Below are 23973 nucleotides of genomic sequence, written 5' to 3'. Positions count from 1 at the left end.
ATGGAAATTACAAAAGAAAACAGAAAATGGTTAGATAGTATGGGTTTATCTCATCCTATTGTAATTGCAGGACCTTGTAGTGCTGAAACAGAAGAGCAAGTATTAAAAACAGCGCATTTATTAAAAGATACAGATACAAATGTATTTAGAGCTGGTATTTGGAAGCCAAGAACCAGACCGGGAGGTTTTGAAGGTGTTGGTGGAATTGGACTACCTTGGTTACAAAGAGTTCGTGAAGAAACCGGAATGAAAATAACTACTGAAGTTGGTAATGCAAATCACGTTGAGTTAGCATTAAAAGCAGATATAGATATATTATGGATTGGTGCTAGAACTACTGTAAACCCTTTTGCTGTGCAAGAAATTGCAGATGCTTTGAAAGGAGTAGATAAACCAGTATTAGTTAAAAACCCTGTAAACCCAGATTTAGCTTTATGGTTAGGTGGTGTTGAGCGTTTTCAAGCGAATGGAATTTCACAATTAGGAGTTATTCATAGAGGTTTTTCAGCATATAATACAGGGCATTACAGAAACAAACCAAAATGGCATATTGCTATTGAATTGAAAAAAGAATTTCCTGATTTACCTTTAATTTTAGATCCATCTCATATTTGCGGTCGTAGAGATACTATTTTAGATGTTTCTCAAACTGCATTGGATTTAAATTTTGATGGATTTATGATTGAAACTCATATAGACCCAGACAATGCTTGGAGTGATGCTGCACAACAAATTACTCCAGCTCAATTACATAAAATTACACAGGATTTAAAAATTCGCCAAAAAAGTAGTTCTAAGGAGAGTTTCCAAAGTAAATTAAATTTATACCGTAAAGAATTGGATTTAATTGATGGTAATATTATTGATATTTTAAGTGATAGAATGACCGTTGCTGAAAATATTGGCAAATTAAAACACCAGGAAAATGTAGCTATTTTACAAAGTGGAAGATGGTCTGATATTTTATCTTCAATGATTGCTGTAGGAGAAAGCAAAGGATTAAGTAGAGAGTTTGTAGAGGAGGTTTTTAAAGCTATCCACGTAGAATCCATAAATATTCAACATAACGTAAAGTAATTTAGGTTTTAAAAAATAAGAGGCTGTCTAAAAGGTTAGAAGTCGTCATTCTGAATTTATTTCAGAAGCTCACCATATTGTTACCAGTAATGATGAGAACCTGAATAAAGTTCAGGTTGATGTAAGTTTAACTTTTTAGACAGCTTTCTTATATGTATATTTAATCATTGTTAATTTCAGGTTTTTTTTAGAATAAGAAATCTAAAATAAAAGTAATCCCATTTAAAATAAACTACTATTTTTGTTTATTAATGAAACCAGTTGAACTAATAAAACAACCCATACTTGAAGAAATGGAGCTCTTTGAAAGTAAATTCAGAGAGGCCATGGTCACGAAAGTTCCATTATTAAATAGAATTACGCATTATATTGTGCGTAGGAAAGGGAAACAAATGCGACCAATGTTTGTGTTTTTGGTGGCAAAAATGGTTTCAAATGGTAGGTTTGAAGAACGAACCTACCGAGGAGCTTCTATAATTGAATTAATTCATACTGCAACTTTAGTACACGATGATGTTGTAGATGATAGTAATAGAAGACGTGGTTTTTTCTCGATAAATGCTTTATGGAAAAATAAAATTGCAGTTTTAGTTGGAGATTTTTTACTTTCAAAAGGATTGCTATTATCCATTGATAATGATGATTTTGATATTCTAAAATTAATATCTGTCGCAGTGCGTGAAATGAGCGAAGGTGAATTACTGCAAATTGAAAAAGCGCGTAAATTAGATATTACAGAAGATGTTTATTTTGAAATTATTCGTCAGAAAACAGCGACTTTAATTGCTGCTTGTTGTGGTATTGGCGCAGCATCTGTAATAAGTGATGCTGAAGAAATTGAAAAAATGAGACTTTTTGGCGAGTTAATTGGTATTGCATTTCAAATTAAAGATGATTTATTTGATTACACCGATGCTAAAATTGGAAAGCCTACAGGTATAGATATTAAAGAACAAAAAATGACCTTACCGCTTATTTATACTATTAATAATTGTTCGGAAAAAGAAAAAAAATGGTTAATTAATTCTGTTAAAAATCATAATAAAAATAAGAAAAGGGTAAAGGAAGTAATTGCTTTTGTAAAAGAACATGGAGGCATAGAATATACTATTGCTAAAATGAAAGAATACCAAACAAAGGCTTTAGCTATATTAAATACATATCCGGATTCTCCTTATAAAGACTCTTTACTTATTATGGTAAATTATGTTATTGAACGAAAAATATAAGAATTATTCAATTCTTATATTAAACCAAATCGGAGTGCACAGCATTTAGTTTTAATATTTCTTCTAAATGATTTCTGGAATTGGAAAGTCTAGGAATTTTATGCTGACCACCCAATTTACCATTATGTTTTAGCCAATCATAAAATAAACCTTTTCTAACTACATTAATTTTAGGACTTTTTAATGTTAAGTTTTTATAACGTTTTGCCTCATAATCAGAATTTATTGCTTTTAAAGAATTATCTAACAATTCTGTGAAGTAGTTAATGTTTTCGGGATGAATTTTAAATTCTATAACCCATTCATGTCCTCCACTTTTATTTCCATTCATAAAAATAGGTGCAACTGTGTATTCAGAAATTTCAGCATTGGTTTTTAAACAGGCTTGTTTTAAAGCTTCTTCGGTATTTTCAATAATTAATTCTTCGCCAAAAACATTTATAAAGTGTTTTGTTCTGCCTGTAATTCTAATCCTGTATGGATCTAAAGAAGTAAATTTAATTGTATCCCCAATTAAATAACGCCATAAACCTCCATTTGTGGTAATTACCAGCGCATAATTTTTATCAAGTACTACTTGAGCTAGTGGAATTGCTTCAGAATTTTCCCCCTTAAAATGCTCCATTGGTATAAATTCATAAAATATTCCATAGTCTAACATTAGTAATAAATCAAAAGAATTGTTTAAATCTTGAATGGCAAAAAATCCTTCAGAAGCATTATACGTTTCGTAATATTTAAAACTCTTTTTAGGGATTAATTTTTTGAATTGTTCGCGATACGGATTAAAATTTACACCTCCATGAAAATAGACCTCAAGGTTTGGCCAAACTTCTAAAATATTATCTTTTCCAGTTTTTTCTAATACTTTATTTAAGAGTACCAACATCCATGAAGGTACTCCAACCAAGCTTGTTATATCTTCGTTTATGGTTTCTTCAACTATTGCTTTCATTTTGGCTTCCCATTCACCCATTAAAGCAGTTTCTTGTTTTGGAGCACTACTAAAATCCGCCCAAAACGGCATGTTTTCAATAATTATAGCAGATAAATCACCAAAATAAGAATGATTATCTTCATATACTGCGCTGCTTCCACCAAGGCGTAACCCTTTTCCAGTAAAAAGTTGCGCTTCTTCATTGTTGTTAAAATACAGGCAAAGCATATCTTTTCCTGCTTTAAAATGACAGTTTTCCAGTGCTTCATAACTTACAGGAATAAATTTGCTTTTTGCATTGGTTGTACCGCTGGATTTTGCGAACCACTTAATAGGAGTTGGCCAAAATAAATTTTGTTCACCTTTTCTGGTGCGTTCAATTAAAGGTTCAATGGATTCATACTGCTGTATGGGAACATTTTTTTTGAAATCTTCATAAGTTCTAATTTCAGAAAATTTATATTGTATTCCAATTTCAGTAAATTTTGCCTTATTAAGTAATTTAAATAATAATTCCTGCTGAACATCAATGGGATATTTTAAAAATAGTTCCATTTGGTGTTTTCGTTTTTTTAAAAACCAAGAAATTATTGAATTCACTATTTGAAATGGCATATTATATTGAGTATATTTGGTAAGTTAAATTTAATAAAAAACTTTAAATGCAATATCAAACAGTATTAAAAAAAATGAAGACTGAGTTAAATGACGAAGTTCAATATTACCTGGATGTTGAAAATGATTTTTTAATTTTTAACCAATTACTGGATAAAGAGCTTGAAATTAGTTTTGAAGGCTATCAATGTTTGAACTGTGGTGAGGAAAAGAAAATTTTTAGACAGGGTTTTTGTTATGAGTGTTTTTATAAAAGTGCTGCTGTTGGCGACTGGATTATGAAGCCTGAATTAAGTACTGCTCATGAAGAAATTGAAGATAGAGATTTAGATTTTGAAAAAAAAGTGCAGTTACAACCTCATGTGGTATATTTGGCCTTATCGAGTAATGTAAAAGTTGGAGTAACCAGAAAAAGTCAAATACCAACCCGATGGATTGATCAGGGTGCTTCAAAAGCTATTGAAATTGTGGAGGTTCCTAACAGGTATTTGGCGGGTATAACAGAGGTTGCTTTAAAAGATTATGTTTCAGATAAAACAAGTTGGCAAAAAATGTTGAAAAATGAAATTTCGGATGCTGATTTAATTGAAGAACGTGAAAAATTAAAAGCATATATTCCAGAAGAAGCTCAAGAATATTTTTTAGCAAATAATGGTAAAATTACTGAAATAAATTACCCTGTTTTGCAATATCCAACAAAAATTAAAACACTTAATTTGGAAAAAGCACATGTATATTCTGGTAAATTAAAAGGTGTAAAAGGGCAGTATTTATTGTTTGAAGATAATACTGTTTTTAATGTAAGAAATAACGAAGGATATAGGGTAATTATTACGGTAAAATAAATAAAAATCTATTTAACGGTTGTCTTCCCAAATTAGTGTTTTTATAATTTCATTGGAAAATATTGGACAATTTCCATCTCCATTACCAGTAAAACCTCCATCAGGAGCACAAATAATTTCACAATTATTAGCATATAAATAATTGTATTGGTCACAACAATCAGATGTTATATAATAATAGGTTTCATCATCAGTTTCCCATTTCCAAATTTGAGTTGGAGGGTTGCTAATTTCATTGTTTTTTATAATTTCTATTTTATTTTTTATACAAGATGGCACAGCTATTTCTAAATCGGAATCGTTACAACTTATTAGTAAGAATAGCACCGCCGCAAGAAATAAAATTCTTTCAAATAAAATACTTCTCATAAACTAATTTTAAATATGTAAATGTTTCTTTTTAGTGATGGCTTAACCATTTACTTTATGTTTCACTTACATTTATATATCAACTAAATACACATATTGTTACCTTAATTAATATAATTCAAAAAATATGCCAAATTCTTTATGAATCAAATAGTTGTATTTCTTCACCAACTTTTAAATGAAAGCGACTTCTAAATAAATACACTATTAAATATAAGATTGGTGTATCTAAAATTGCAATGAATACTTTAAATAAAAACCCACTAATAAGTAAGGTATTAAATAGGTTCCAAGGCAATACTCCAAAACTACATAGTAAAGTGATAACTGTAAGTGTATCAATAAATTGAGATGAAAAAGTTGAAAAATTATTTCGAAGCCATAAATGCTTCCCATTGGTTTTTCTTTTCCAAAAATGAAAAATACGAATATCAATAAATTGAGCAAATAAATAAGCCAACATGGAGGCCAAAACTGCAATTGGCGAAAGACCAAATACTTTTGTAAATAGTATGTTATTTATTGGTGAATTTTCTATTGCTGGAGCATAATTGGCCATTAATATAATTCCCATTGAAAAAAATGAAGCAAAAATACCGGCAATAACAACTTGATTGGCTTTTTTTCTACCATAAATTTCTGAAATAATATCAGTAATTAAAAATGTAATAGGATATGGTAAAATTCCAACGGAAAGCTCAAATCTAAACCAGCCAAACGGATTCCAGTAAAAGAATTTTTGAAATATTAAATTTGATGCCACCAATGCGGCAATAAACATGGAAGCTAAAATTAAATAAATTGTGAATGCTTCGGATTTTTGTTTTTGAGTCATTAGTAGTTAATTGACACGAATATAGTAAAATATTACTATTTTTGCACTTTGAAATTTAAATTGAAATAATACATTATGAAAGCATATATATTTCCAGGGCAAGGGGCACAATTTACAGGAATGGGATTAGATTTATACCAAAACTCACCATTAGCCCAAGAACTTTTTGAGCAGGCAAATGAGATTTTAGGATTTTCTATAACAGACATTATGTTTGAAGGGACATCTGAAGAATTGCAACAGACTAAAGTAACGCAGCCAGCAATTTTTTTACATTCAGTAATTTTAGCTAAAACTTTAGGAGACGACTTTAAACCAGAAATGGTAGCAGGTCATTCTTTAGGAGAACTTTCAGCATTGGTTGCAAACGGAGTTTTAACTTTTGAAGATGGACTTAAATTAGTGTCTAAAAGAGCATTGGCAATGCAAAAAGCTTGTGAAGCTCAAGAATCTACTATGGCAGCAGTTTTAGGGTTGGATGATGCTATTGTTGAAGAAACATGCGCAAGTGTTGATGGTGTAGTAGTTGCTGCAAATTACAATTGTCCAGGGCAATTAGTTATTTCAGGAGATATTGAAGCAATTGATAAAGCTTGTGAATTATTAACTGAAAAAGGAGCAAGACGCGCTTTAAAATTACCTGTTGGTGGTGCTTTTCATTCACCGTTAATGGCTCCGGCAAGAGAAGAATTAGCGGAAGCTATAAAAAACACAGTGTTCAGTAACCCAATTTGCCCCGTGTACCAAAACGTGGTGGCAAAAGCAGTTACAAACCCAGATGAAATTAAAGAGAATTTAATTGCTCAATTAACAGCTCCAGTGCGTTGGACACAATGTATTAAGGCGATGATTGCAGATGGAGGTACTGAATTTATTGAAGTTGGTCCGGGTAAGGTATTGCAAGGCTTAATGCGTAAAATAGATAGGAATGTTTCGACTAGCGGAGCAGAATTCAAAGCTTAAAAGTCATAAAATAAAAAAGAGGCTATTTAAAAAGTAATTTATTACTTTTTAAATAGCCTCTTTTTTATTAAACTAAAGTGTTTCTTGCCATTTCCAGGCAGAAAGCAAGGCATCATCTAAAGATAATTCAGCCTTCCAGCCTAATTCCTCGTTGGCATATTTAGTGTCTGCATAAGCGGCTGTAATATCACCTGCTCTTTTGTCAACTAATTTATAGTTTACTTTTTTGCCGGTCACTTTTTCAAAAGATTTAATAACTTCTAATACAGAATTTCCTTTGCCTGTTCCTAAATTAAATACCTCGTATTGAGATTTGTTTTTATTATCGAGCAATCTTTGTAATGCAATAATATGAGCTTTTGCTAAATCAACTACATGAATATAATCTCTCACTGCAGTACCGTCAATGGTATCATAATCGCTACCAAAAACAGACAATTCTTTTCTTATTCCAGCAGCAGTTTGCACTACAAAAGGAATTAAATTTTGAGGAACTCCAATTGGTAATTCTCCAATTTTAGCAGATTCATGTGCTCCAATCGGATTAAAATAACGCAAGGCAATTGCTTTTAAATCAGAAACTTTAGTAGTATCTTTTATAATTTCTTCACCAATTTGCTTCGTGTTTCCATAAGGAGATTCTGCCGGTTTAATCGGTGCGTTTTCAGTAATTGGCAACTCATCTGCTTGACCATAAACGGTGCAAGATGAACTGAAAATAAAGTTGTTTAAATGATTTGCTTTTAATTCTTGTAAAATATAAATTAAACTACAGATATTATTTTCATAATATTCTAAAGGCATTTGTACACTTTCTCCAACTGCTTTTGAGGCAGCAAAATGAATGATACCATCAACTTTATTAGATGTAAAGAAATTTTTAACAGCAGCTTTATCTTTTAAATCAATATTAAAATATGCAGGTTTTATACCAGTTATTGAAGCAATATTATCTAATACTTTAATACTTGAATTTGATAAATTATCAATTATTATAACTTCAAAACCTTCTTTTTGTAATTCAACAACCGTATGAGATCCAATATAGCCTAAGCCTCCTGTTACTAAAATATGCTTCATTATTTATTGATAAAATTTAAGATAGTTGAAATGATAAAATCTTGTTGTTCATTGTCTAACTCAGTATGCATTGGTAATGAAATTACCGTATCAATTAATTCATTGGTAACTTTAAAATGTGCTTCTTTATAACGAGGATCTGTATATGCTTTTTGACTGTGTAATGGAACTGGATAATAAATTGCATTTGGAATTCCATTGTCTAATAAATGTTGATGTAATTCATTTCGTTTACCATTTGTAATTTGTAAGGTGTATTGATGAAAAACGTGACAATCACAATTTTCACAAATAAACTCACAGCCATTCCCCATTTTTGGAGTTGTAATATTTGGATTATTTTTAAAGCCATTATTATAATACCTAGCCGCAGCACGTCTGGCATCACAATAGGTGTCTAAAAGTGGTAGTTTTACATTTAAAACTGCCGCTTGTATACTATCTAACCTGGAGTTAACTCCAACAACATCATGGTAATAACGTTTGTACATTCCGTGGTTTACCATACCTCTTAAAGTATGTGCTAATGCATCGTCATCTGTAAAAATTGCACCACCATCTCCGTAACAGCCTAAATTTTTAGATGGAAAGAAAGAAGTTGTTCCAATATTTCCAATAGTTCCTGCTTTCTTTTTTGTTCCATTTTTGAAGGTGTAATTAGCACCAATTGCCTGTGCAGTATCTTCAATAACAAATAAGTTGTATTCTTTTGCAACTTCAAGAACCGCTTCCATATTAGCACATTGACCGAATAAATGAACAGGAACAATGGCTTTTGTTTTTGGAGTAATTGCCTTTTTTAAAGCAGCAATACTCATATTAAAACTGTCTTTTTCAACATCTACTAAAACAGGTGTTAAATGCAATAATGCAATAACTTCAACAGTTGCGGCAAATGTAAAATCGGCAGTAATAACTTCATCGCCTGGTTGTAATCCTAAACCCATCATAGCAATTTGAAGGGCATCTGTTCCATTTGCACAAGGAATTACATGTTTTACGTTTAAATATTCTTCTAAGTTTTTTTGAAACTCGTGAACTTCTGGTCCATTTATATATGCTGCAGATTTTAAAACTTCTGAAATTCTTGAATCTACTTGTGCTTGTATTTTAGCGTATTGACCTTGAAGGTCAACCATTTGAATTTTTTTCATGGTAAGTTTATATGTATTCTAACTAACAAAAATACAATAAAAGCAATTCCTATCCAATCTAAAATTAGGATAGTTGCGATAACGTTTTATTCGAATAAATCTGATGACAAATAGCGGTCACCGCGATCGCAAATAATAGCTACAATTATCCCGCTTTTTAAGTTTTTTGCTAATTTTAAAGCAACTGTAACGGCACCTCCACTGCTCATACCTGCAAATACACCTTCTTCTTTTGCAAGTATTTTTGTCATTTTACGTGCTTCAGTTTCACTTACTTCAATCACCTGATCAACTTTTTTAGGATTAAAAATTTTTGGTAGAAATTCAGGAGACCATTTTCTAATTCCTGGAATTTTTGAATTGTCTGTAGGTTGTGCGCCAATAATTTGAATAGTTTTATTTTTTTCTTTCAAAAAAGTAGAAGTTCCCATTATTGTTCCAGTTGTGCCCATTGCAGATACAAAATGTGTAATTTCACCATTAGTATCTCTCCAAATTTCTGGGCCTGTTGTTTTGTAATGCGCTTTCCAATTATCATCATTTGCAAACTGATTAAGCATTTTATAGTCTTTTTCTTCAACCATTTTTTCTGCATAGGCTCTAGAACCTTCAATTCCTTCTTCCGAAGGGGTTAATGTTACTTTTGCACCATAAGCTTGCATTGTTTGCACACGTTCTTTTGTGGAATTTTCGGGCATTACCAATTCCATATTAATTTCAAATTGTTGTGCAATCATTGCAAGTGCAATACCGGTATTTCCACTGGTAGCTTCAATTAAATAATCACCTTTTTTAATTTCATTTCTTTCAATAGCTGAACGAATCATATTGTAGGCAGCTCTATCTTTAACACTGCCTCCAGGATTGTTTCCTTCTAATTTAAGATACAATGATACACCTTGTTTATTTAAAATATTTTGAACTTTTATTAAAGGTGTATTTCCAATAAAATCTAATAATGTTTTATTTTCCATTGTTATTTTTTTTGTTTTAATCGAATCTCAGATTTGTGATAAACTAAAGAATTTTCAGGTATTGATTCTGTTATCCAAACATTACCTCCAATAATGCTATTTTTTCCAATTATAGTTTCTCCACCAAGTATTGTGGCATTTGCATAAATGGTAACATTATCTTCAACTGTTGGGTGGCGTTTTACATTTTTTAATTCTTTTGAAACTTGTAAAGCACCTAACGTAACACCCTGATAAATTTTAACATGATCTTTTATTAAACACGTTTCACCAATAACGGTTCCAGTAGCGTGATCTATAAAAAATGATTTTCCAATGGTTGCACCAGGGTGAATATCGGTACCTGTTTTACTATGCGCATATTCACTCATTAACCTAGGGATTAGCGGTGTATTTAGTTTAAATAACTCGTGACTGAATCTATAAATTGCAATGGCAAAAAAACCTGGATATGCCAAATATACTTCCTCAATATTGTTAGAAGCAGGATCATTATTCACTAATTCTTTGGCATCTAAATTTAAATTTTCTAATATTTCAGGCAATTTTGAAAGAAAAATCTGCCAAATTTTAGCACAATTGCTACCATCAATTTTACAAGCAAGTTTATAAATTTCGTTAAAATCAATTTCTAATTGTTTAATATTTTTTTCAACACAAGCATTAGCGTCAAACAATGTATAAAACAAGTTATTTGTAAATACTTCTGTTTTATGTTTTATATTAAAATCTAAATGCGGCTTATTTTTACTAGCTGTGATTTTATGAATAATACTTTCTCTAGCTGTCATAATTTTAACTTTCGTGATTGGTCGGTAAAAACTTTAAAATATTACCAAATTTTATGTATGTTTTCAAATGGAATTCTATAGCGTTCTCCATAAATACCTTCAGGTTTTCTGATGCCACATGAAATAACCATATTAATTTCACTTCTATGAGGTAAATTTAGTATTTTTTTAATTCTGAGTGAATCTATTCCTTCCATTGGGCAAGTGTCATATTTTTCAGCAGCCATACTTAACATAAAAGTTTGTGCTGCTAACCCGGCACTTTTGTGTGCTACAATTCTCATATCTGAATTTCTTAGTTGGCGGTAAGTAGGTTTAAATAAACCTGTAAACCAAGATATTATATATTTTAACCAACCAAAAATTCCAAAAAAATCCCAATACACAAAAGGCATTAATTTTTCATAATAATTTAAAGCAAATTTTTCCCTGGAGCTGTATTCACTTTTTTGTTTTTCTCCAAAAGTATTTTTTAAATTGGTAAGGTTGCTAGTGGCTCTTTGTTTCCATAAATCTTTTCTTACAACAATAACAACCAATTGTTTAGCAGTTGTTGCAGCACTTTGTCCTAAACAAGCTTTCGCAATTTTTTTTAAGATATTTTTTGAAGTTATTTGATGAAATTCCCATAACTGCATATTACTGCTATTTGGTGCTAAAGTAGCTTGTTGAAGACATTTTTTAACAATAGCAGTATCAATCTCTTTTTCAGCATCATATACTCTAACTGAGCGTCTATATTTAATTGCTTCAATAAGGCTGGTATTATTTTTCATACGTGTAAAACTACAAAAAAACACACCCAAAATTTTAAGAAATTTGGGTGTATTTTAAACTGCTTAGTAAGTTATATAATGGTAGATTGTCCTAAATCTATATTGTTTTTGTTGTAAAAAGTGTTCTCATCATCTAAAATAAAATCACTTAAAAAATTTCCAACATTGGTTGTTGAAAAATGATTTGTACTATTTAAATCGGGTGTAGTTATATTTAACTCTATAGATTTTTCCACTGCGGTTCTAATTGTTTCAGCTTCCTCATACAATTCAAAATGATCTAGCAACATTGCAGCAGATAAAATTGCTGCTAATGGATTTGCTATATTTTTACCTTTAGCCTGTGGGTAAGAACCGTGAATAGGCTCGAACATTGCTGTATGAGAACCAATAGAAGCAGAGGCTAATAAGCCAATTGAGCCTGAAATTACACTTGCTTCATCAGACAGTATATCACCGAACATGTTTTCGGTTAAAATAACATCAAACTGTTTTGGGTTTAATATAATTTGCATTGCTGCATTGTCAACAAATAAATATTCTAAATTAACTTTTGGATAGGTTTTAGCTATTTCAGCAACCCGTTTTCTCCATAATCTAGAAGTTTCAAGTACATTAGCTTTATCGACTAATGTTAGTTTTTTGCGTCTTACTTGTGCAGCTTTAAAAGCTAAATGCGCAATTCTATCTATTTCTTCAACAGTGTATTTACAAATATCTGAAGCTTCATTTCCATCTTCACTAGCTTGTTTTTCACCAAAATAAATACCACTTGTAAGCTCTCTGTAAATAACAAAATTGGTATCCTTAATAACTTCGGCCTTTAAATTTGATTTGTGAATTAAAGCATCGTATGTTGTTAGTGGTCTTATGTTTGCAAATAAGCCTAAACTTTTACGCAATTTTAACAAACCTTGCTCTGGTCTAACTTTAGCGTTTGGGTTGTTATCATATTTTGGATCACCAATAGCGCCAAATAAAATGGCATCTGCATCAGCACAAATTTGCAAAGTTTCGTCTGGTAATGGATTACCAGTTTCATCAATTGCAATAGCACCAACACTTGCTTTTTTAAATTCAAAAGAATGATTGTATTTTTCAGCAATTGCATTTAGAACTTTTACTGCTTGTTGAATTACTTCTGGACCAATCCCATCGCCTGGAAGTAGAGCGATATTTAAATTCATAATTCTCTTAATTGAATGATTTTTTGTTCAATATATGTCTTCTAAAGCATTTGCTAATTTTTTAAAAATTACAAGCTAATAGAGTCCTCAAAGTTAAGTATTTGTGGTCTATTAATATAATTTTTATATTAAATATGAATATTTGTTTTATGAATATGATTTAATTCCATTAAATGATGTAAATCTTCATTATTTACTTCTTTGTGAAAATCGGCAAATTTTAAAAATTGAGGATACAAATCGTCTAACTCAATTTTTGTTAAGTTATAACCAACATTTTTAGCTCGGTAGGCTAATGCAGCTCTACCACTTCGTGCTGTTAAAACAATTGAAGATTCAGTTACACCAACATCTGCAGGATCAATAATTTCGTAAGTTTCTCTATTTTTTATTACACCATCTTGGTGAATTCCAGAACTGTGAGCAAAGGCATTTTCACCTACAATTGCCTTATTTGGCTGTACTAGCATACCCATACTTTGTTGTACTAATTGGCTAGTACTGTATAACATTTTGGTGTTAATTCGGGTGTCTAAATTTAAATAAGGGTGTTGTTTTAAAATCATAACCACTTCTTCAAGCGAGGTATTTCCAGCGCGTTCTCCAATACCATTAATAGTACATTCAATTTGGCGTGCACCATTTTGAACGCCAGCAATTGCATTTGCAGTTGCCAATCCTAAATCGTTATGGCAGTGGCATGATAAAATTACATTATCTATACCTTTTACGTTTTCCTTAAGGTATTTAATTTTTGCGCCATATTCATCGGGTAAGCAATATCCTGTTGTATCTGGAATATTTAAAACAGTAGCTCCTGCCTTAATCACTTCTTCCAAAACTCTTGCTAAATATTCATTATCTGTTCTACCTGCATCTTCAGCATAAAACTCCACGTCTTCAACAAAAGATTTTGCATATTTTACAGCATCTTTAGCGCGTTCAATTATTTTTTCTTGTGTTGAATTAAATTTGAATTTTATGTGAGATTCTGAAGTTCCTATTCCGGTATGAATTCTTGGTCTTTTAGCATATTTTAAGGCTTGAGCAGCTACTTCTATATCTTTTGCATTTGCTCTTGTAAGTCCACAAACCGTTGCAGTTTTTACTAATTTTGAAATTTTTTCTACTGATGTAAAATCACCAGGGCTAGAAATTGGAAATCCAGCTTCTATAACATCCACACCTAAAATATCAAGTCGCTCTGCAATCACTAATTTTTGTTCAGTATTTAGTTTGCAACCCGGGACTTGTTCTCCATCTCTTAACGTTGTGTCAAAAATTTGGACTCTATTATTACTCATTTCTGATTTTTTTTTATCACTTTTGAATACCAAAAATATACTTATACGTTTTCTATATAAAGAGTAAAAGATGGTGTTTACTATATTCAAAAGGAAATTATATTTTGTAAGCAATTAAATATCAACAAGATAAAAATAAATTAGTTACAATGGCTATTGACCAAAAAGATGCACTTTTTTCATTGGTAAAGTCACTTTCAAAATCTGAAAAACGACAATTTAAATTGTATGTGGGTAGATTGGGCGGAAATGTGGATGCAAATTTCATGTCTTTATTCAATTTATTAGATAAAGTTAGTGCTTATGATGATGAGCTAATTTTAAAAAAAACAAACATTAAAAAACAGCAAATATCTAATACAAAAGCACATTTGTATCGACAAATTTTGGTTAGTCTGCGGTTTAATCCTGCACATCAAAATGTGAGAGCTCAAATAAGAGAGCAATTCGATTTTGCTGCTATTTTATACAATAAAGGTTTGTACAAGCAAAGTTTGAAAATATTAGATAAAGCTAAAGATTTGGCATTAAATAGTGGTGAAAATAATTTGGCTTATGAAATTGTTGAATTTGAAAAGGTAATAGAGTCTCAATATATTACTCGAAGTATGAGTAATAGAGCAGATGAACTTGCAGAACAGGCAAAGGAGTTGAGTTTAAGAAATATTAGAATTAGTAAATTATCTAATTTATCATTGCAATTGTATAGCTTGTTGTTAAAAGCAGGTTATGTAAAAGATGACAAAGATTCTAAATTATTAACTGAATATTTTGAAAAACGTTTACCAAAGTATAAGTTATCTGAGTTGGGATTTAAAGAAAAACTTTTTTTATTCAAGGCTTATTTGTGGCATAGTTTAATAAAACAGGATTTTTTATCGAGTTTTAAATATGCTCGAAAGTGGGTAGATTTATTTGAAGAACGCCCTGAAATGAAAAAACAAAATCCTGTATTTTATTTAAAAGGTGTTAACTATTTAGCTGAATCTTTGTATTTAATTAAGTATCGAAAAAAGTTTAATAAAGTGTTGGAAAATTTAGATTTTGATATTAAAAATGATAATATAGTTTTAAATGAAAATACTAAAACACTGTCGTTTTTATACTACAATCAAAACAAATTAAATTTATACTTTTTGGAAGGTAAATTTACAAAGGGATTAATTTTTGTGGAAAAATTATTAGATGAAATAAACAAATATGAAGAACATATAGATGCGCATCATATTATGGTATTTTATTACAAAATTGCCTGCATGTATTTTGGAGCCGGAAAAAATGAAGCATGTATTTTTTATCTTGAAAAAATTATAAACAATAAAGAATTAAAAATGCGTGAAGATTTATTGTGTTTTTCCCGTGTTTTAAATTTAGTGGCTCATTATGATGCCGGTTTAGATTATAATATTGATAAACTAATAGTTTCAACATATAAATTTTTGTTGAAAATGAATGACCTACATGATGTACAACGGAAAATGATTTCATTTCTGAAGAATTTAAGTAACATTTATCCACAGGATCTTCGTAAAGAATTTATTAAATTACATGGTGAATTAAAGAAGTATGAAAATCACCCATTTGAAAGAAGAGCATTTTTGTATTTGGATATTTTGTCATGGTTAGAAAGTAAAATTAATAATGTAACTGTTGAATCAGTTATTCAAGAAAAGGCAAAAAAACTTTTAAAATAAAAAATATTGGTTTTATTTTTTAATTAAAAAAAAAGTAACATATTTGTTCCTCAAGTATGAAAAACCTAATTGTCAATATCATTTCTGTAAATGTCTCTGTAATTATTTTATCAGAGCGTTAGGACAGTTATTGTAATTGATATAAAATTATATGGCCTTCCTAAATTATTAGGAAGGCTTTTTTAATATAAATATATAAGATTGTGAAAAATTTAAATTTAGTTATTTTAATTGAAGTCATTATTGTTAATTTCATGAATTGATACAATCTTGTAATTGAAAAATTTATAGCCTGTATTACAAAAATAATATAGGTTTTTTTATTGAATAATCATTGTAAAAAAAAATAGGTTAAATACCTTAAAATTAGCGACATATGTAAATTTAAATAAGCGTGGATGTTGTAAAAAATCCAATTAAAAAATGTTAAAAAAGAATGACTGATTTAAATTTGCTTTTCATTGAAAAATAATTAATAAAAATTAAGTTGTTTTAATAATAATTTAAAATAATTTAAAAAGCGTTAAAATAAATGCAATTAAATAAACATAGTAAAAGAGTAACACAAGATCCAACGCAGCCAGCTGCTCAAGCAATGTTGTATGGAGTCGGTTTGTCTGATGATGATATGAAAAAGCCACAAATTGGTATTGCAAGTACTGGATACGATGGTAATCCTTGTAATATGCACTTAAATGGTTTGGCAGGTTTAATTCAGGAAGAAGTAAATAAAAATGAACTTGTTGGCTTAAAATTTAATACTATTGGAGTAAGTGATGGAATTTCAATGGGAACTTTAGGAATGAATTATTCATTACCTTCTCGTGATGTTATTGCTGATTCTATTGAAATAGTTATGAATGCGCAAAGTTATGATGGTTTAGTAACTGTTGTAGGTTGTGATAAAAATATGCCTGGTGCAATAATGGCAATGTTACGTTTAAATCGTCCGTCATTAATGGTATATGGAGGAACTATTGCTTCAGGAAAATACAAAGGAAGAAAACTAAATATAGTATCGGCTTTTGAAGCATTAGGTCAAAAAATTGCTGGAGATATTACAGAAGAAGAATACAAAGAAATTATTAAAAATGCCATTCCAGGCGCAGGTGCTTGTGGAGGTATGTATACAGCAAATACAATGGCCTCATCTATTGAAGCATTAGGATTTGCGTTGCCGTATAATTCATCTATTCCAGCGGAAAACCCTAATAAAGAACCTGAGAGTGAGCGCATTGCCGCCGCTATTAAAAACTTGTTAGAGTTAGATTTAAAACCATTAGATATTATTACAAAAAAATCGCTAGAAAATGCTGTAGCATTGGTCAATGCTTTAGGAGGTTCAACGAATGCAGTTTTACATTATTTAGCAATTGCACATGCAGCTGGTATCGAATTTACTTTGGAAGATTTTCAACGCGTAAGTGATAGAACTCCGTTAATTGCAGATTTAAAACCAAGTGGTGAATATTTAATGGAAGATGTTCATGGTGTTGGTGGAACACCAGCAGTTATGAAATATTTATTGGAAAAAGGATATTTACATGGCGATTGTATGACAATTACAGGGAAAACACTGGCTGAAAATTTAGCTGATGTTAAACCATTAAGTTTTGAAGATGACCAACAGGTAATTCATCCAACAGAAAAAGCATTAAAATCTTCTGGGAATCTTCAAATTTTATACGGGAATTTAGCGTCTGAAGGTGCAGTTGCCAAAATCAGTGGTAAAGAAGGTAACTTATTTGAAGGGAAAGCAGTTGTGTTTAATAGTGAACAAGAAGCAAATGATGGAATTGGTGCAGGGAAAGTTTCAAGAGGTGATGTAGTTGTAATTAGGTATGTTGGGCCAAAAGGAGGTCCGGGAATGCCAGAAATGTTAAAGCCAACTTCAATGATTATGGGGGCAGGTTTAGGAAAATCTGTAGCGTTAATAACTGATGGTCGTTTTTCTGGTGGAACTCATGGATTTGTGGTGGGTCATATTACACCTGAAGCTCAGAGTGGAGGAGGAATTGGATTGGTAAAAGATGGTGATATTATTGTAATTGATGCAGTTAATAAAACTATTAATATGAAAATTTCGGATGCTGAATTGGCAGCAAGAAAAACACAATGGAAAGCACCAGCTTTAAAACATACAAAAGGAATATTATATAAATATGCAAAAACCGTTTCTTCTGCTTCAGAAGGTTGTGTAACGGATAAATTTTAAACCTATGGAGACATTGAATAAAGAGGTTAAAGAACAAAATACATCAGCAACAGTTAAAATGACTGGTGCAGAGGCAGTAATAAAGTGTTTATTAGAAGAAGGTGCTGATTTGGCTTATGGATATCCTGGTGGAGCCATTATGCCAGTTTATGATGAGATTTATAAATATCGTGAGGAATTTCATCATGTTTTAACACGTCACGAGCAAGGAGCAATACACGCGGCGCAAGGTTTTGCACGAGTAACCGGGAAACCAGGAATTGTTTTTGCAACTTCAGGACCTGGAGCAACAAATTTAGTAACTGGTATTGCAGATGCGCAAATAGATTCTACACCTTTAGTATGTGTTACTGGTCAGGTAGCTTCTCATTTGTTGGGTTCTGATGCTTTTCAGGAAACTGATATTATAGGTATTTCAACACCAGTAACAAAATGGAATTATCAAATTACAAAAGCAAGTGAAATACCAGAGGTTTTTGCCAAAGCTTTTTACATTGCAAAATCGGGTCGTCCAGGACCAGTGTTAATAGATATTACTAAGGATGCTCAATTTGGAGAAGTAGATTTTTCATATAAAAAATGTGAAAAAATAAGAAGTTATAAAGCTACTCCTAAATTTGATATTGAAAAAATAAAAGAAGCAGCCACACTTATTAATTCAGCAAAAAAACCATTTATTGTTTGGGGACAAGGTGTTATTATTGGTGGAGCTGAACAAGAATTTAAAAACTTTATAGAAAAAACAGATATCCCATCAGCATCAACAGTTTTAGGGCTTTCAGCGCTAGAAACCAGCCATCCGTTAAATGTTGGTATGGTTGGTATGCACGGAAATTATGCGCCAAACGTATTGACTAATTCTTGTGATGTTTTAATTGCAATAGGAATGCGTTTTGATGATAGAGTTACAGGAAATCTGCAAACGTATGCAAAACAAGCCAAAGTAATTCATTTTGAAATTGATCCTGCAGAAGTTGATAAAAATGTGAAAACAGATATTGCTATTTTAGGAACTGTTAAAGAAACTTTAGCTGAAATTATGCAATATGTTAATAAAGCAGATCATAATGTATGGATGAAAGAATTTGATAAATTACTTCAAATTGAAAAAGATGAAGTAATTTATAATCAATTAAATCCTACAAAACCTGGTTTAACTATGGGTGAAGTTTTGGGAGGCATTAACAAAGAAACAAATGGCGATGCTGTAATTGTTTCAGATGTTGGTCAACACCAAATGTTTGCGTGTAGATATGCCGATTTTATAAAAACTAGAAGTAGTGTAACTTCAGGAGGTTTAGGAACTATGGGATTTGCATTACCGGCTTCAATAGGTGCAAAAATGGGAGCTCCTGAGCGTGAGGTAATTGCTATTATTGGAGATGGAGGTTATCAAATGACTTGTAATGAATTGGGAACCATTCTACAAACAAAGGCTGCTGTAAAGATTATAGTTTTAAACAATAGTTATTTAGGAATGGTGCGCCAATGGCAAGAGTTATTTTTTGATAAACGATACGCTTCTACAGAAATGGTAAGCCCAGATTTTGTAAAACTTGCTGAGGCATATGATATTGAGGCACAAAGAGTTTCAAAACGTGAAGATTTAGCGGATGCCATTAAAACAATGATAGCCTCAAAAGATGCTTATTTTTTAGAAGTTGTAATTGAGCAAGAAGATAATGTTTTCCCAATGATACCAACAGGTGCAAGTGTTTCAGATATAAGATTAAGTTAAGATGGAAGAAATTAAAAATTTTACATTTTCGGTATATACTGAAAATAACGTAGGAATATTAAATCGCCTTTCGGCAATATTTTTAAAACGTCATATCAATATTGAAAGTATGACAGTTTCAAAATCAGAAATTGAAAACGTTCATAGATTTACATTTGTTGTAAATATTTCTGAAATACAGGCCAGAAAAGTTGTTGGTCAGTTAGAAAAGCAAATTGAAGTGATAGGTGCTTTTTACCATACTGAAGATGAAATAATTTATCATGAAACAGCATTGTTTAAAATTTCAACTGAATATTTATACGATGAACACATTCAGGAAAAATTAAAATTTAGAAGAGCACATATTATTTCAATAACTGAGCGTTATTTTGTTATTGAAGCTTCTGGTTTAAAAGGCGATATAGATAATATGTACGAAAAATTAAAACCGTATAAATTATTGCAATTTGTACGTTCAGGGCGTATAGCAATTACACGACCTAAAATGGCAATATCAGAATTATTAGCAGAAATTAACTAAAGATTAAAAGAATAAAAAAATGGCAAATTATTTTAATACACTTTCATTAAGAGATAAATTAAGTCAATTAGGAAAATGTAGATTTATGGATTCTTCTGAATTCAGTGAAGGTGTAGCAGCTTTAAAAGGAAAAAAAATAGTAATTGTTGGTTGTGGAGCTCAAGGTTTAAATCAAGGTTTAAATATGAGAGATTCTGGTTTAGACGTTTCTTATACTTTAAGACCAGCAGCTATTGCAGAAAAAAGACAATCGTTTTTAAATGCTTCAGAAAACAAATTTAAAGTTGGAACTTATGAAGAAATGATTCCTTCTGCAGATTTGTTAATCAATTTAACACCAGATAAACAGCATACCGCAGTAGTTTCTGCTGTAATGCCTTTAATGAAAAAAGGAGCAACACTTTCATATTCACACGGTTTTAATATTGTTGAAGAAGGAATGCAAATTCGTAAAGATATTACTGTAATTATGGTAGCACCTAAATCACCAGGATCTGAAGTTCGTGAAGAATTTAAGAGAGGATTTGGGGTACCAACTTTAATAGCAGTACACCCTGAAAATGATCCTGAAGGAAAAGGTTGGGATTACGCAAAAGCATATGCAGTTGGTACTGGTGGTCATACGGCAGGAGTTTTAGAATCTTCTTTTGTTGCTGAGGTAAAATCAGATTTAATGGGTGAACAAACTATTTTATGTGGTTTATTGCAAACAGGTTCTATTTTATGTTTCGATAAAATGGTTGATGAGGGAGTTGATAAAGGATATGCCTCAAAATTAATTCAATATGGTTGGGAAACAATTACTGAAGCTTTAAAGCACGGTGGTATAACTAATATGATGGATCGTTTATCTAATCCAGCAAAAATTGCAGCATTTAATGCTTCAGAAGAATTAAAAGATATTATGCGTCCATTATTCCAAAAACATATGGATGATATTATGAGTGGTCATTTCTCAAAAACAATGATGGAAGATTGGGCAAATGATGATGTAAACTTATTAACTTGGAGAGCTGCAACAGGAGAAACTGCGTTTGAAAAAACACCAGCTGCCGATGTGAAAATTTCTGAACAGGAATATTTTGATAATGGAGTTTTAATGGTAGCAATGGTTAAAGCAGGTGTTGAATTAGCTTTTGAAGCGATGACAGAATCTGGAATTATTGATGAATCTGCTTATTACGAATCTTTACACGAAACGCCATTAATTGCTAATACCATTGCACGTAAAAAATTATTCGAAATGAACAGTGTAATTTCAGATACTGCAGAATATGGTTGTTATTTATTTGACCATGCATGTAAGCCATTAATTGCAGACTATGTTAAAAAAACACCAAGTAATTTTGTTGGAAGACCTTTTAACGATGGTTCTAATGGTGTAGATAATAAGGAATTAATTGAGGTAAACGCTTCAATTAGAAATCATCCAGTAGAAGATATAGGTGAGTATTTAAGAGCATCGATGACTGCAATGACAAAAATTGTATCATAAAAAATAGAAATTATTAAATAATGCGAATGGATGTAGCTTCTCAAAATAGTATTCCACTAGAGAAAATTTACAAAGCGCAACAAAATATCAAAGGAGTTGTTCAGGCAACTCCTTTGGTTTTTATGAAAAATTTCTCTGAACGGTACCAGGCGAATGTTTATTTCAAAAGGGAAGATTTACAGGTTGTACGTTCTTATAAAATTAGAGGTGCTTACAATAAGATTCAAGGATTAACTGAATCGCAATTACAAAATGGTATTGTGTGCGCCAGTGCTGGAAATCACGCACAAGGAGTAGCTTTTGCTTGTAAAAGTTTAAAAGTTTACGGAACTATTTTTATGCCCGTTACTACTCCACATCAAAAAATTGATCAGGTTAGAATGTTTGGTGGGGAGTTTATTGAAATTAAATTGTATGGAGATAGTTTTGATGACAGTCAGGAAGCTGCCAACGAATTTTGTAATGCAAACAAAAGTACTTTTGTACATCCTTTTGATGATTTAGATGTTATTGCCGGACAAGGAACAGTTGGTTTAGAAATTTTGAAAGATATTTCAGATCCAATAGATTATTTGTTTTTACCAGTTGGAGGTGGAGGTTTAGCTTCAGGAGTTGGAAGCGTTTTTAAAACATTAAGCCCTGCTACTAAAATTATTGGAGTTGAACCAAAAGGAGCACCTTCATTAACAAATTCTTTAGAGAAAGGAGAAAATACAACTTTAGATCATATAGAAAAATTTGTTGATGGTGCAGCTGTAAAAAGAATGGGCGATATTACTTTTCAGTTTTGTAAAGAACTTTTGCACAGTGTTGTTTTAATAGATGAAGGCTTAATTTGTTCCACTATTTTAAAAGTGTACAACGAAAATGCTTTGGTTGCTGAACCTGCAGGAGCATTATCAATTGCAGCTTTAGAAAATTATAAAGATCACATAAAAGGAAAAACAGTAGTTTGTGTGGTAAGTGGCGGTAATAACGATATTACCCGAATGGAAGAAATGAAAGAACGCGCACTATTTTATGAAGGTTTAAAGCATTATTTTATTATCAAATTTCCACAAAGGGCAGGTGCATTAAAAGAATTTGTAGTGGATGTTTTAGGTCCAAATGATGATATTGCTTATTTTGAATACACCAAAAAACATAACAGAGATAAAGGTCCGGCGGTTGTTGGAATTGAACTGGATTCAAAAGAAGATTTTGAACCTTTAGTAATTAGAATGAAACAAAAAGGGTTTTTAGGTGAGTACCTAAATGAAAAGCCAGAGTTGTTTCAATTCTTAATATAGAATAAATGTTTAATGAATTTTAAATTAGATTGTTAATATAAAAGGTGCAAAGCTTTAAATTGTTAATTATTAAACAATTTAAACATTGTATTAATTTTTTTATGTAATATTGTACCAATGAAAATTGAAAATATATTCATATCAATTATACGTCGCTTCGCACGTCGCCCCTTGCGGGCTTAATTTTCTATTGAAAACGGTGCGTCCGTTTTCCTTTCTAAAAAAATATCAATATTTAATTTTAAAACATAAAGTAAACAATGAAAATTGTTATAGCTAATTTATCGCATATTAAATATGCTGAAATAATTTGTGAAACCATTAAAGAATCTGCAAAAGTAAGAGGAACGGGTATTGCTGAAAGGACTCCAGAATACATTACTAAAAAGATTAGTTCAGGAGATGCAATAATTGCAACTAAAGATGACGAATTTGCCGGTTTTTGTTATATAGAAACTTGGGATAATAATTCCTTTGTAGTAAACTCGGGTTTAATTGTACACCCTGATTTTAGAAATCAAGGATTGGCAAAACAAATTAAAACGAAAATTTTAGAATATTCTAAAGAGAAATATCCTGAGGCTAAAATTTTTGGAATTACAACAGGTTTAGCAGTCTTAAAAATCAATTATGAATTAGGCTATCAGCCGGTTACTTTTTCAGAATTAACTACAGATGAAGCTTTCTGGAACGGTTGTAGAACTTGCAAAAACTTTGATGTTTTAACAAGAACCGAACGTAAAATGTGTTTGTGTACCGGGATGTTATATGACCCAAAACACGAAAAAAATATTAAAAGCCACAAATACGATTCAAAAGTATTAAGCAGGTTAAAAAGAATAAAACAGGCATTGTTCCTTAAAAAGGAAAAAAAACAATAATT

Annotated in this window: 21 protein-coding genes; 11 read left to right on the top strand and 10 right to left on the bottom strand. The window is 31.0% G+C overall.

Going from position 1 to position 23973, the window contains the following annotated elements; all coding sequences use genetic code 11:
* Positions 1–1077: a bifunctional 3-deoxy-7-phosphoheptulonate synthase/chorismate mutase type II gene (locus BX611_RS01685; protein ID WP_115877754.1), complete on the top strand. Its 1077-nt coding sequence runs from the start codon at positions 1–3 to the stop codon at positions 1075–1077.
* A gap of 251 nt (positions 1078–1328) precedes the next feature.
* Positions 1329–2306 carry a polyprenyl synthetase family protein gene (locus tag BX611_RS01680; RefSeq protein WP_115877753.1) on the top strand — a complete coding sequence of 326 codons (978 nt, stop codon included), beginning with the start codon at positions 1329–1331 and terminating at the stop codon, positions 2304–2306.
* A 19-nt stretch (positions 2307–2325) separates the two neighbouring features.
* Here BX611_RS01680 and BX611_RS01675 read toward each other — a convergent pair whose 3' ends face one another.
* Positions 2326–3858 carry a GH3 auxin-responsive promoter family protein gene (locus tag BX611_RS01675; RefSeq protein ID WP_115877752.1) on the bottom strand — a complete coding sequence of 511 codons (1533 nt, stop codon included), beginning with the start codon at positions 3856–3858 and terminating at the stop codon, positions 2326–2328.
* 47 nt (positions 3859–3905) lie between these two features.
* On the opposite strand from BX611_RS01675, the gene BX611_RS01670 reads away from it, so the two are divergent.
* Positions 3906–4703, top strand: a complete 798-nt coding sequence (locus BX611_RS01670; protein ID WP_115877751.1) for a DUF2797 domain-containing protein — start codon at positions 3906–3908, stop codon at positions 4701–4703.
* Between the two features lie 12 nt (positions 4704–4715).
* On the opposite strand, the gene BX611_RS01665 is transcribed toward BX611_RS01670, so the two are convergent.
* Both BX611_RS01665 and BX611_RS01660 read right to left on the bottom strand, forming a co-directional pair.
* Positions 4716–5072 carry a DUF6970 domain-containing protein gene (locus tag BX611_RS01665; protein WP_205417113.1) on the bottom strand — a complete coding sequence of 119 codons (357 nt, stop codon included), beginning with the start codon at positions 5070–5072 and terminating at the stop codon, positions 4716–4718.
* A gap of 139 nt (positions 5073–5211) precedes the next feature.
* Positions 5212–5907, bottom strand: coding sequence for a queuosine precursor transporter (locus BX611_RS01660; RefSeq protein WP_115877750.1), 696 nt, complete (start codon positions 5905–5907; stop codon positions 5212–5214).
* A gap of 75 nt (positions 5908–5982) precedes the next feature.
* Here BX611_RS01660 and fabD point away from each other — a divergent pair, with 75 nt between their 5' ends.
* On the top strand, positions 5983–6870 hold the full coding sequence (gene fabD / locus BX611_RS01655) for an ACP S-malonyltransferase (protein WP_115877749.1): 888 nt from the start codon (positions 5983–5985) through the stop codon (positions 6868–6870).
* 72 nt (positions 6871–6942) lie between these two features.
* Here the strand turns inward: fabD and galE are convergent, their stop codons facing one another.
* From galE to BX611_RS01620, 7 genes are all read right to left on the bottom strand, one after another.
* Complete coding sequence (gene galE / locus BX611_RS01650; protein ID WP_115877748.1) at positions 6943–7950, bottom strand: UDP-glucose 4-epimerase GalE; 1008 nt, start codon at positions 7948–7950, stop codon at positions 6943–6945.
* A complete protein-coding gene (locus BX611_RS01645) occupies positions 7950–9104 on the bottom strand; it encodes a DegT/DnrJ/EryC1/StrS family aminotransferase (RefSeq protein ID WP_115877747.1) in 1155 nt (384 codons plus the stop codon). Before BX611_RS01645 ends, galE begins: the two co-directional genes overlap by 1 nt.
* Positions 9105–9190: 86 nt before the next feature.
* Positions 9191–10078 carry a cysteine synthase CysM gene (gene cysM / locus BX611_RS01640; RefSeq protein ID WP_115877746.1) on the bottom strand — a complete coding sequence of 296 codons (888 nt, stop codon included), beginning with the start codon at positions 10076–10078 and terminating at the stop codon, positions 9191–9193.
* 2 nt (positions 10079–10080) lie between these two features.
* Positions 10081–10869, bottom strand: a complete 789-nt coding sequence (gene epsC / locus BX611_RS01635; RefSeq protein WP_115877745.1) for a serine O-acetyltransferase EpsC — start codon at positions 10867–10869, stop codon at positions 10081–10083.
* A gap of 41 nt (positions 10870–10910) precedes the next feature.
* On the bottom strand, positions 10911–11645 hold the full coding sequence (locus BX611_RS01630) for a nitroreductase family protein (RefSeq protein ID WP_115877744.1): 735 nt from the start codon (positions 11643–11645) through the stop codon (positions 10911–10913).
* A gap of 71 nt (positions 11646–11716) precedes the next feature.
* Positions 11717–12832: a 3-isopropylmalate dehydrogenase gene (gene leuB / locus BX611_RS01625; RefSeq protein ID WP_115877743.1), complete on the bottom strand. Its 1116-nt coding sequence runs from the start codon at positions 12830–12832 to the stop codon at positions 11717–11719.
* Between the two features lie 128 nt (positions 12833–12960).
* Entirely contained in the window at positions 12961–14136 is a 1176-nt protein-coding gene (locus BX611_RS01620) for a 2-isopropylmalate synthase (protein ID WP_115878912.1), read from the bottom strand.
* A gap of 149 nt (positions 14137–14285) precedes the next feature.
* On the opposite strand from BX611_RS01620, the gene BX611_RS01615 reads away from it, so the two are divergent.
* The 7 genes from BX611_RS01615 (at position 14286) to BX611_RS01585 (ending at position 23971) form a co-directional block, all read left to right on the top strand.
* A complete protein-coding gene (locus tag BX611_RS01615) occupies positions 14286–15830 on the top strand; it encodes a hypothetical protein (RefSeq protein ID WP_115877742.1) in 1545 nt (514 codons plus the stop codon).
* 532 nt (positions 15831–16362) lie between these two features.
* A complete protein-coding gene (ilvD, locus tag BX611_RS01610; protein ID WP_115877741.1) occupies positions 16363–18045 on the top strand; it encodes a dihydroxy-acid dehydratase in 1683 nt (560 codons plus the stop codon).
* A gap of 4 nt (positions 18046–18049) precedes the next feature.
* The gene (gene ilvB / locus BX611_RS01605; protein WP_115877740.1) at positions 18050–19783 is read left to right on the top strand and encodes a biosynthetic-type acetolactate synthase large subunit; all 1734 of its coding nucleotides are present in this window, start codon (positions 18050–18052) and stop codon (positions 19781–19783) included.
* Position 19784: 1 nt separating this feature from the next.
* Positions 19785–20306: an acetolactate synthase small subunit gene (gene ilvN, locus BX611_RS01600; RefSeq protein WP_115877739.1), complete on the top strand. Its 522-nt coding sequence runs from the start codon at positions 19785–19787 to the stop codon at positions 20304–20306.
* A 19-nt stretch (positions 20307–20325) separates the two neighbouring features.
* Positions 20326–21801, top strand: a complete 1476-nt coding sequence (ilvC, locus tag BX611_RS01595) for a ketol-acid reductoisomerase (RefSeq protein ID WP_115877738.1) — start codon at positions 20326–20328, stop codon at positions 21799–21801.
* Between the two features lie 26 nt (positions 21802–21827).
* Positions 21828–23090 carry a threonine ammonia-lyase IlvA gene (ilvA, locus tag BX611_RS01590; protein WP_115877737.1) on the top strand — a complete coding sequence of 421 codons (1263 nt, stop codon included), beginning with the start codon at positions 21828–21830 and terminating at the stop codon, positions 23088–23090.
* A gap of 260 nt (positions 23091–23350) precedes the next feature.
* Positions 23351–23971: a GNAT family N-acetyltransferase gene (locus tag BX611_RS01585; protein ID WP_115877736.1), complete on the top strand. Its 621-nt coding sequence runs from the start codon at positions 23351–23353 to the stop codon at positions 23969–23971.
* Positions 23972–23973 lie beyond the last annotated feature (2 nt).

The sequence above is a fragment of the Lutibacter oceani genome (assembly GCF_003384935.1).
GTDB classification, from domain to species: Bacteria; Bacteroidota; Bacteroidia; order Flavobacteriales; family Flavobacteriaceae; genus Lutibacter; species Lutibacter oceani.
The sequence above is the reverse complement of the archived record's forward strand: the minus strand, read 5'-3'. Positions and strand labels throughout refer to the sequence as shown.

Coding starts and splice junctions, on each gene's coding strand:
- BX611_RS01685 (WP_115877754.1), top strand. CDS start 1: ATGGAAATTACAAAAGAAAACAGAAAATGGTTAGATAGTATGGGTTTA.
- BX611_RS01680 (WP_115877753.1), top strand. CDS start 1,329: ATGAAACCAGTTGAACTAATAAAACAACCCATACTTGAAGAAATGGAG.
- BX611_RS01675 (WP_115877752.1), bottom strand. CDS start 3,858: ATGCCATTTCAAATAGTGAATTCAATAATTTCTTGGTTTTTAAAAAAA.
- BX611_RS01670 (WP_115877751.1), top strand. CDS start 3,906: ATGCAATATCAAACAGTATTAAAAAAAATGAAGACTGAGTTAAATGAC.
- BX611_RS01665 (WP_205417113.1), bottom strand. CDS start 5,072: ATGAGAAGTATTTTATTTGAAAGAATTTTATTTCTTGCGGCGGTGCTA.
- BX611_RS01660 (WP_115877750.1), bottom strand. CDS start 5,907: ATGACTCAAAAACAAAAATCCGAAGCATTCACAATTTATTTAATTTTA.
- fabD (WP_115877749.1), top strand. CDS start 5,983: ATGAAAGCATATATATTTCCAGGGCAAGGGGCACAATTTACAGGAATG.
- galE (WP_115877748.1), bottom strand. CDS start 7,950: ATGAAGCATATTTTAGTAACAGGAGGCTTAGGCTATATTGGATCTCAT.
- BX611_RS01645 (WP_115877747.1), bottom strand. CDS start 9,104: ATGAAAAAAATTCAAATGGTTGACCTTCAAGGTCAATACGCTAAAATA.
- cysM (WP_115877746.1), bottom strand. CDS start 10,078: ATGGAAAATAAAACATTATTAGATTTTATTGGAAATACACCTTTAATA.
- epsC (WP_115877745.1), bottom strand. CDS start 10,869: ATGACAGCTAGAGAAAGTATTATTCATAAAATCACAGCTAGTAAAAAT.
- BX611_RS01630 (WP_115877744.1), bottom strand. CDS start 11,645: ATGAAAAATAATACCAGCCTTATTGAAGCAATTAAATATAGACGCTCA.
- leuB (WP_115877743.1), bottom strand. CDS start 12,832: ATGAATTTAAATATCGCTCTACTTCCAGGCGATGGGATTGGTCCAGAA.
- BX611_RS01620 (WP_115878912.1), bottom strand. CDS start 14,136: ATGAGTAATAATAGAGTCCAAATTTTTGACACAACGTTAAGAGATGGA.
- BX611_RS01615 (WP_115877742.1), top strand. CDS start 14,286: ATGGCTATTGACCAAAAAGATGCACTTTTTTCATTGGTAAAGTCACTT.
- ilvD (WP_115877741.1), top strand. CDS start 16,363: ATGCAATTAAATAAACATAGTAAAAGAGTAACACAAGATCCAACGCAG.
- ilvB (WP_115877740.1), top strand. CDS start 18,050: ATGGAGACATTGAATAAAGAGGTTAAAGAACAAAATACATCAGCAACA.
- ilvN (WP_115877739.1), top strand. CDS start 19,785: ATGGAAGAAATTAAAAATTTTACATTTTCGGTATATACTGAAAATAAC.
- ilvC (WP_115877738.1), top strand. CDS start 20,326: ATGGCAAATTATTTTAATACACTTTCATTAAGAGATAAATTAAGTCAA.
- ilvA (WP_115877737.1), top strand. CDS start 21,828: ATGGATGTAGCTTCTCAAAATAGTATTCCACTAGAGAAAATTTACAAA.
- BX611_RS01585 (WP_115877736.1), top strand. CDS start 23,351: ATGAAAATTGTTATAGCTAATTTATCGCATATTAAATATGCTGAAATA.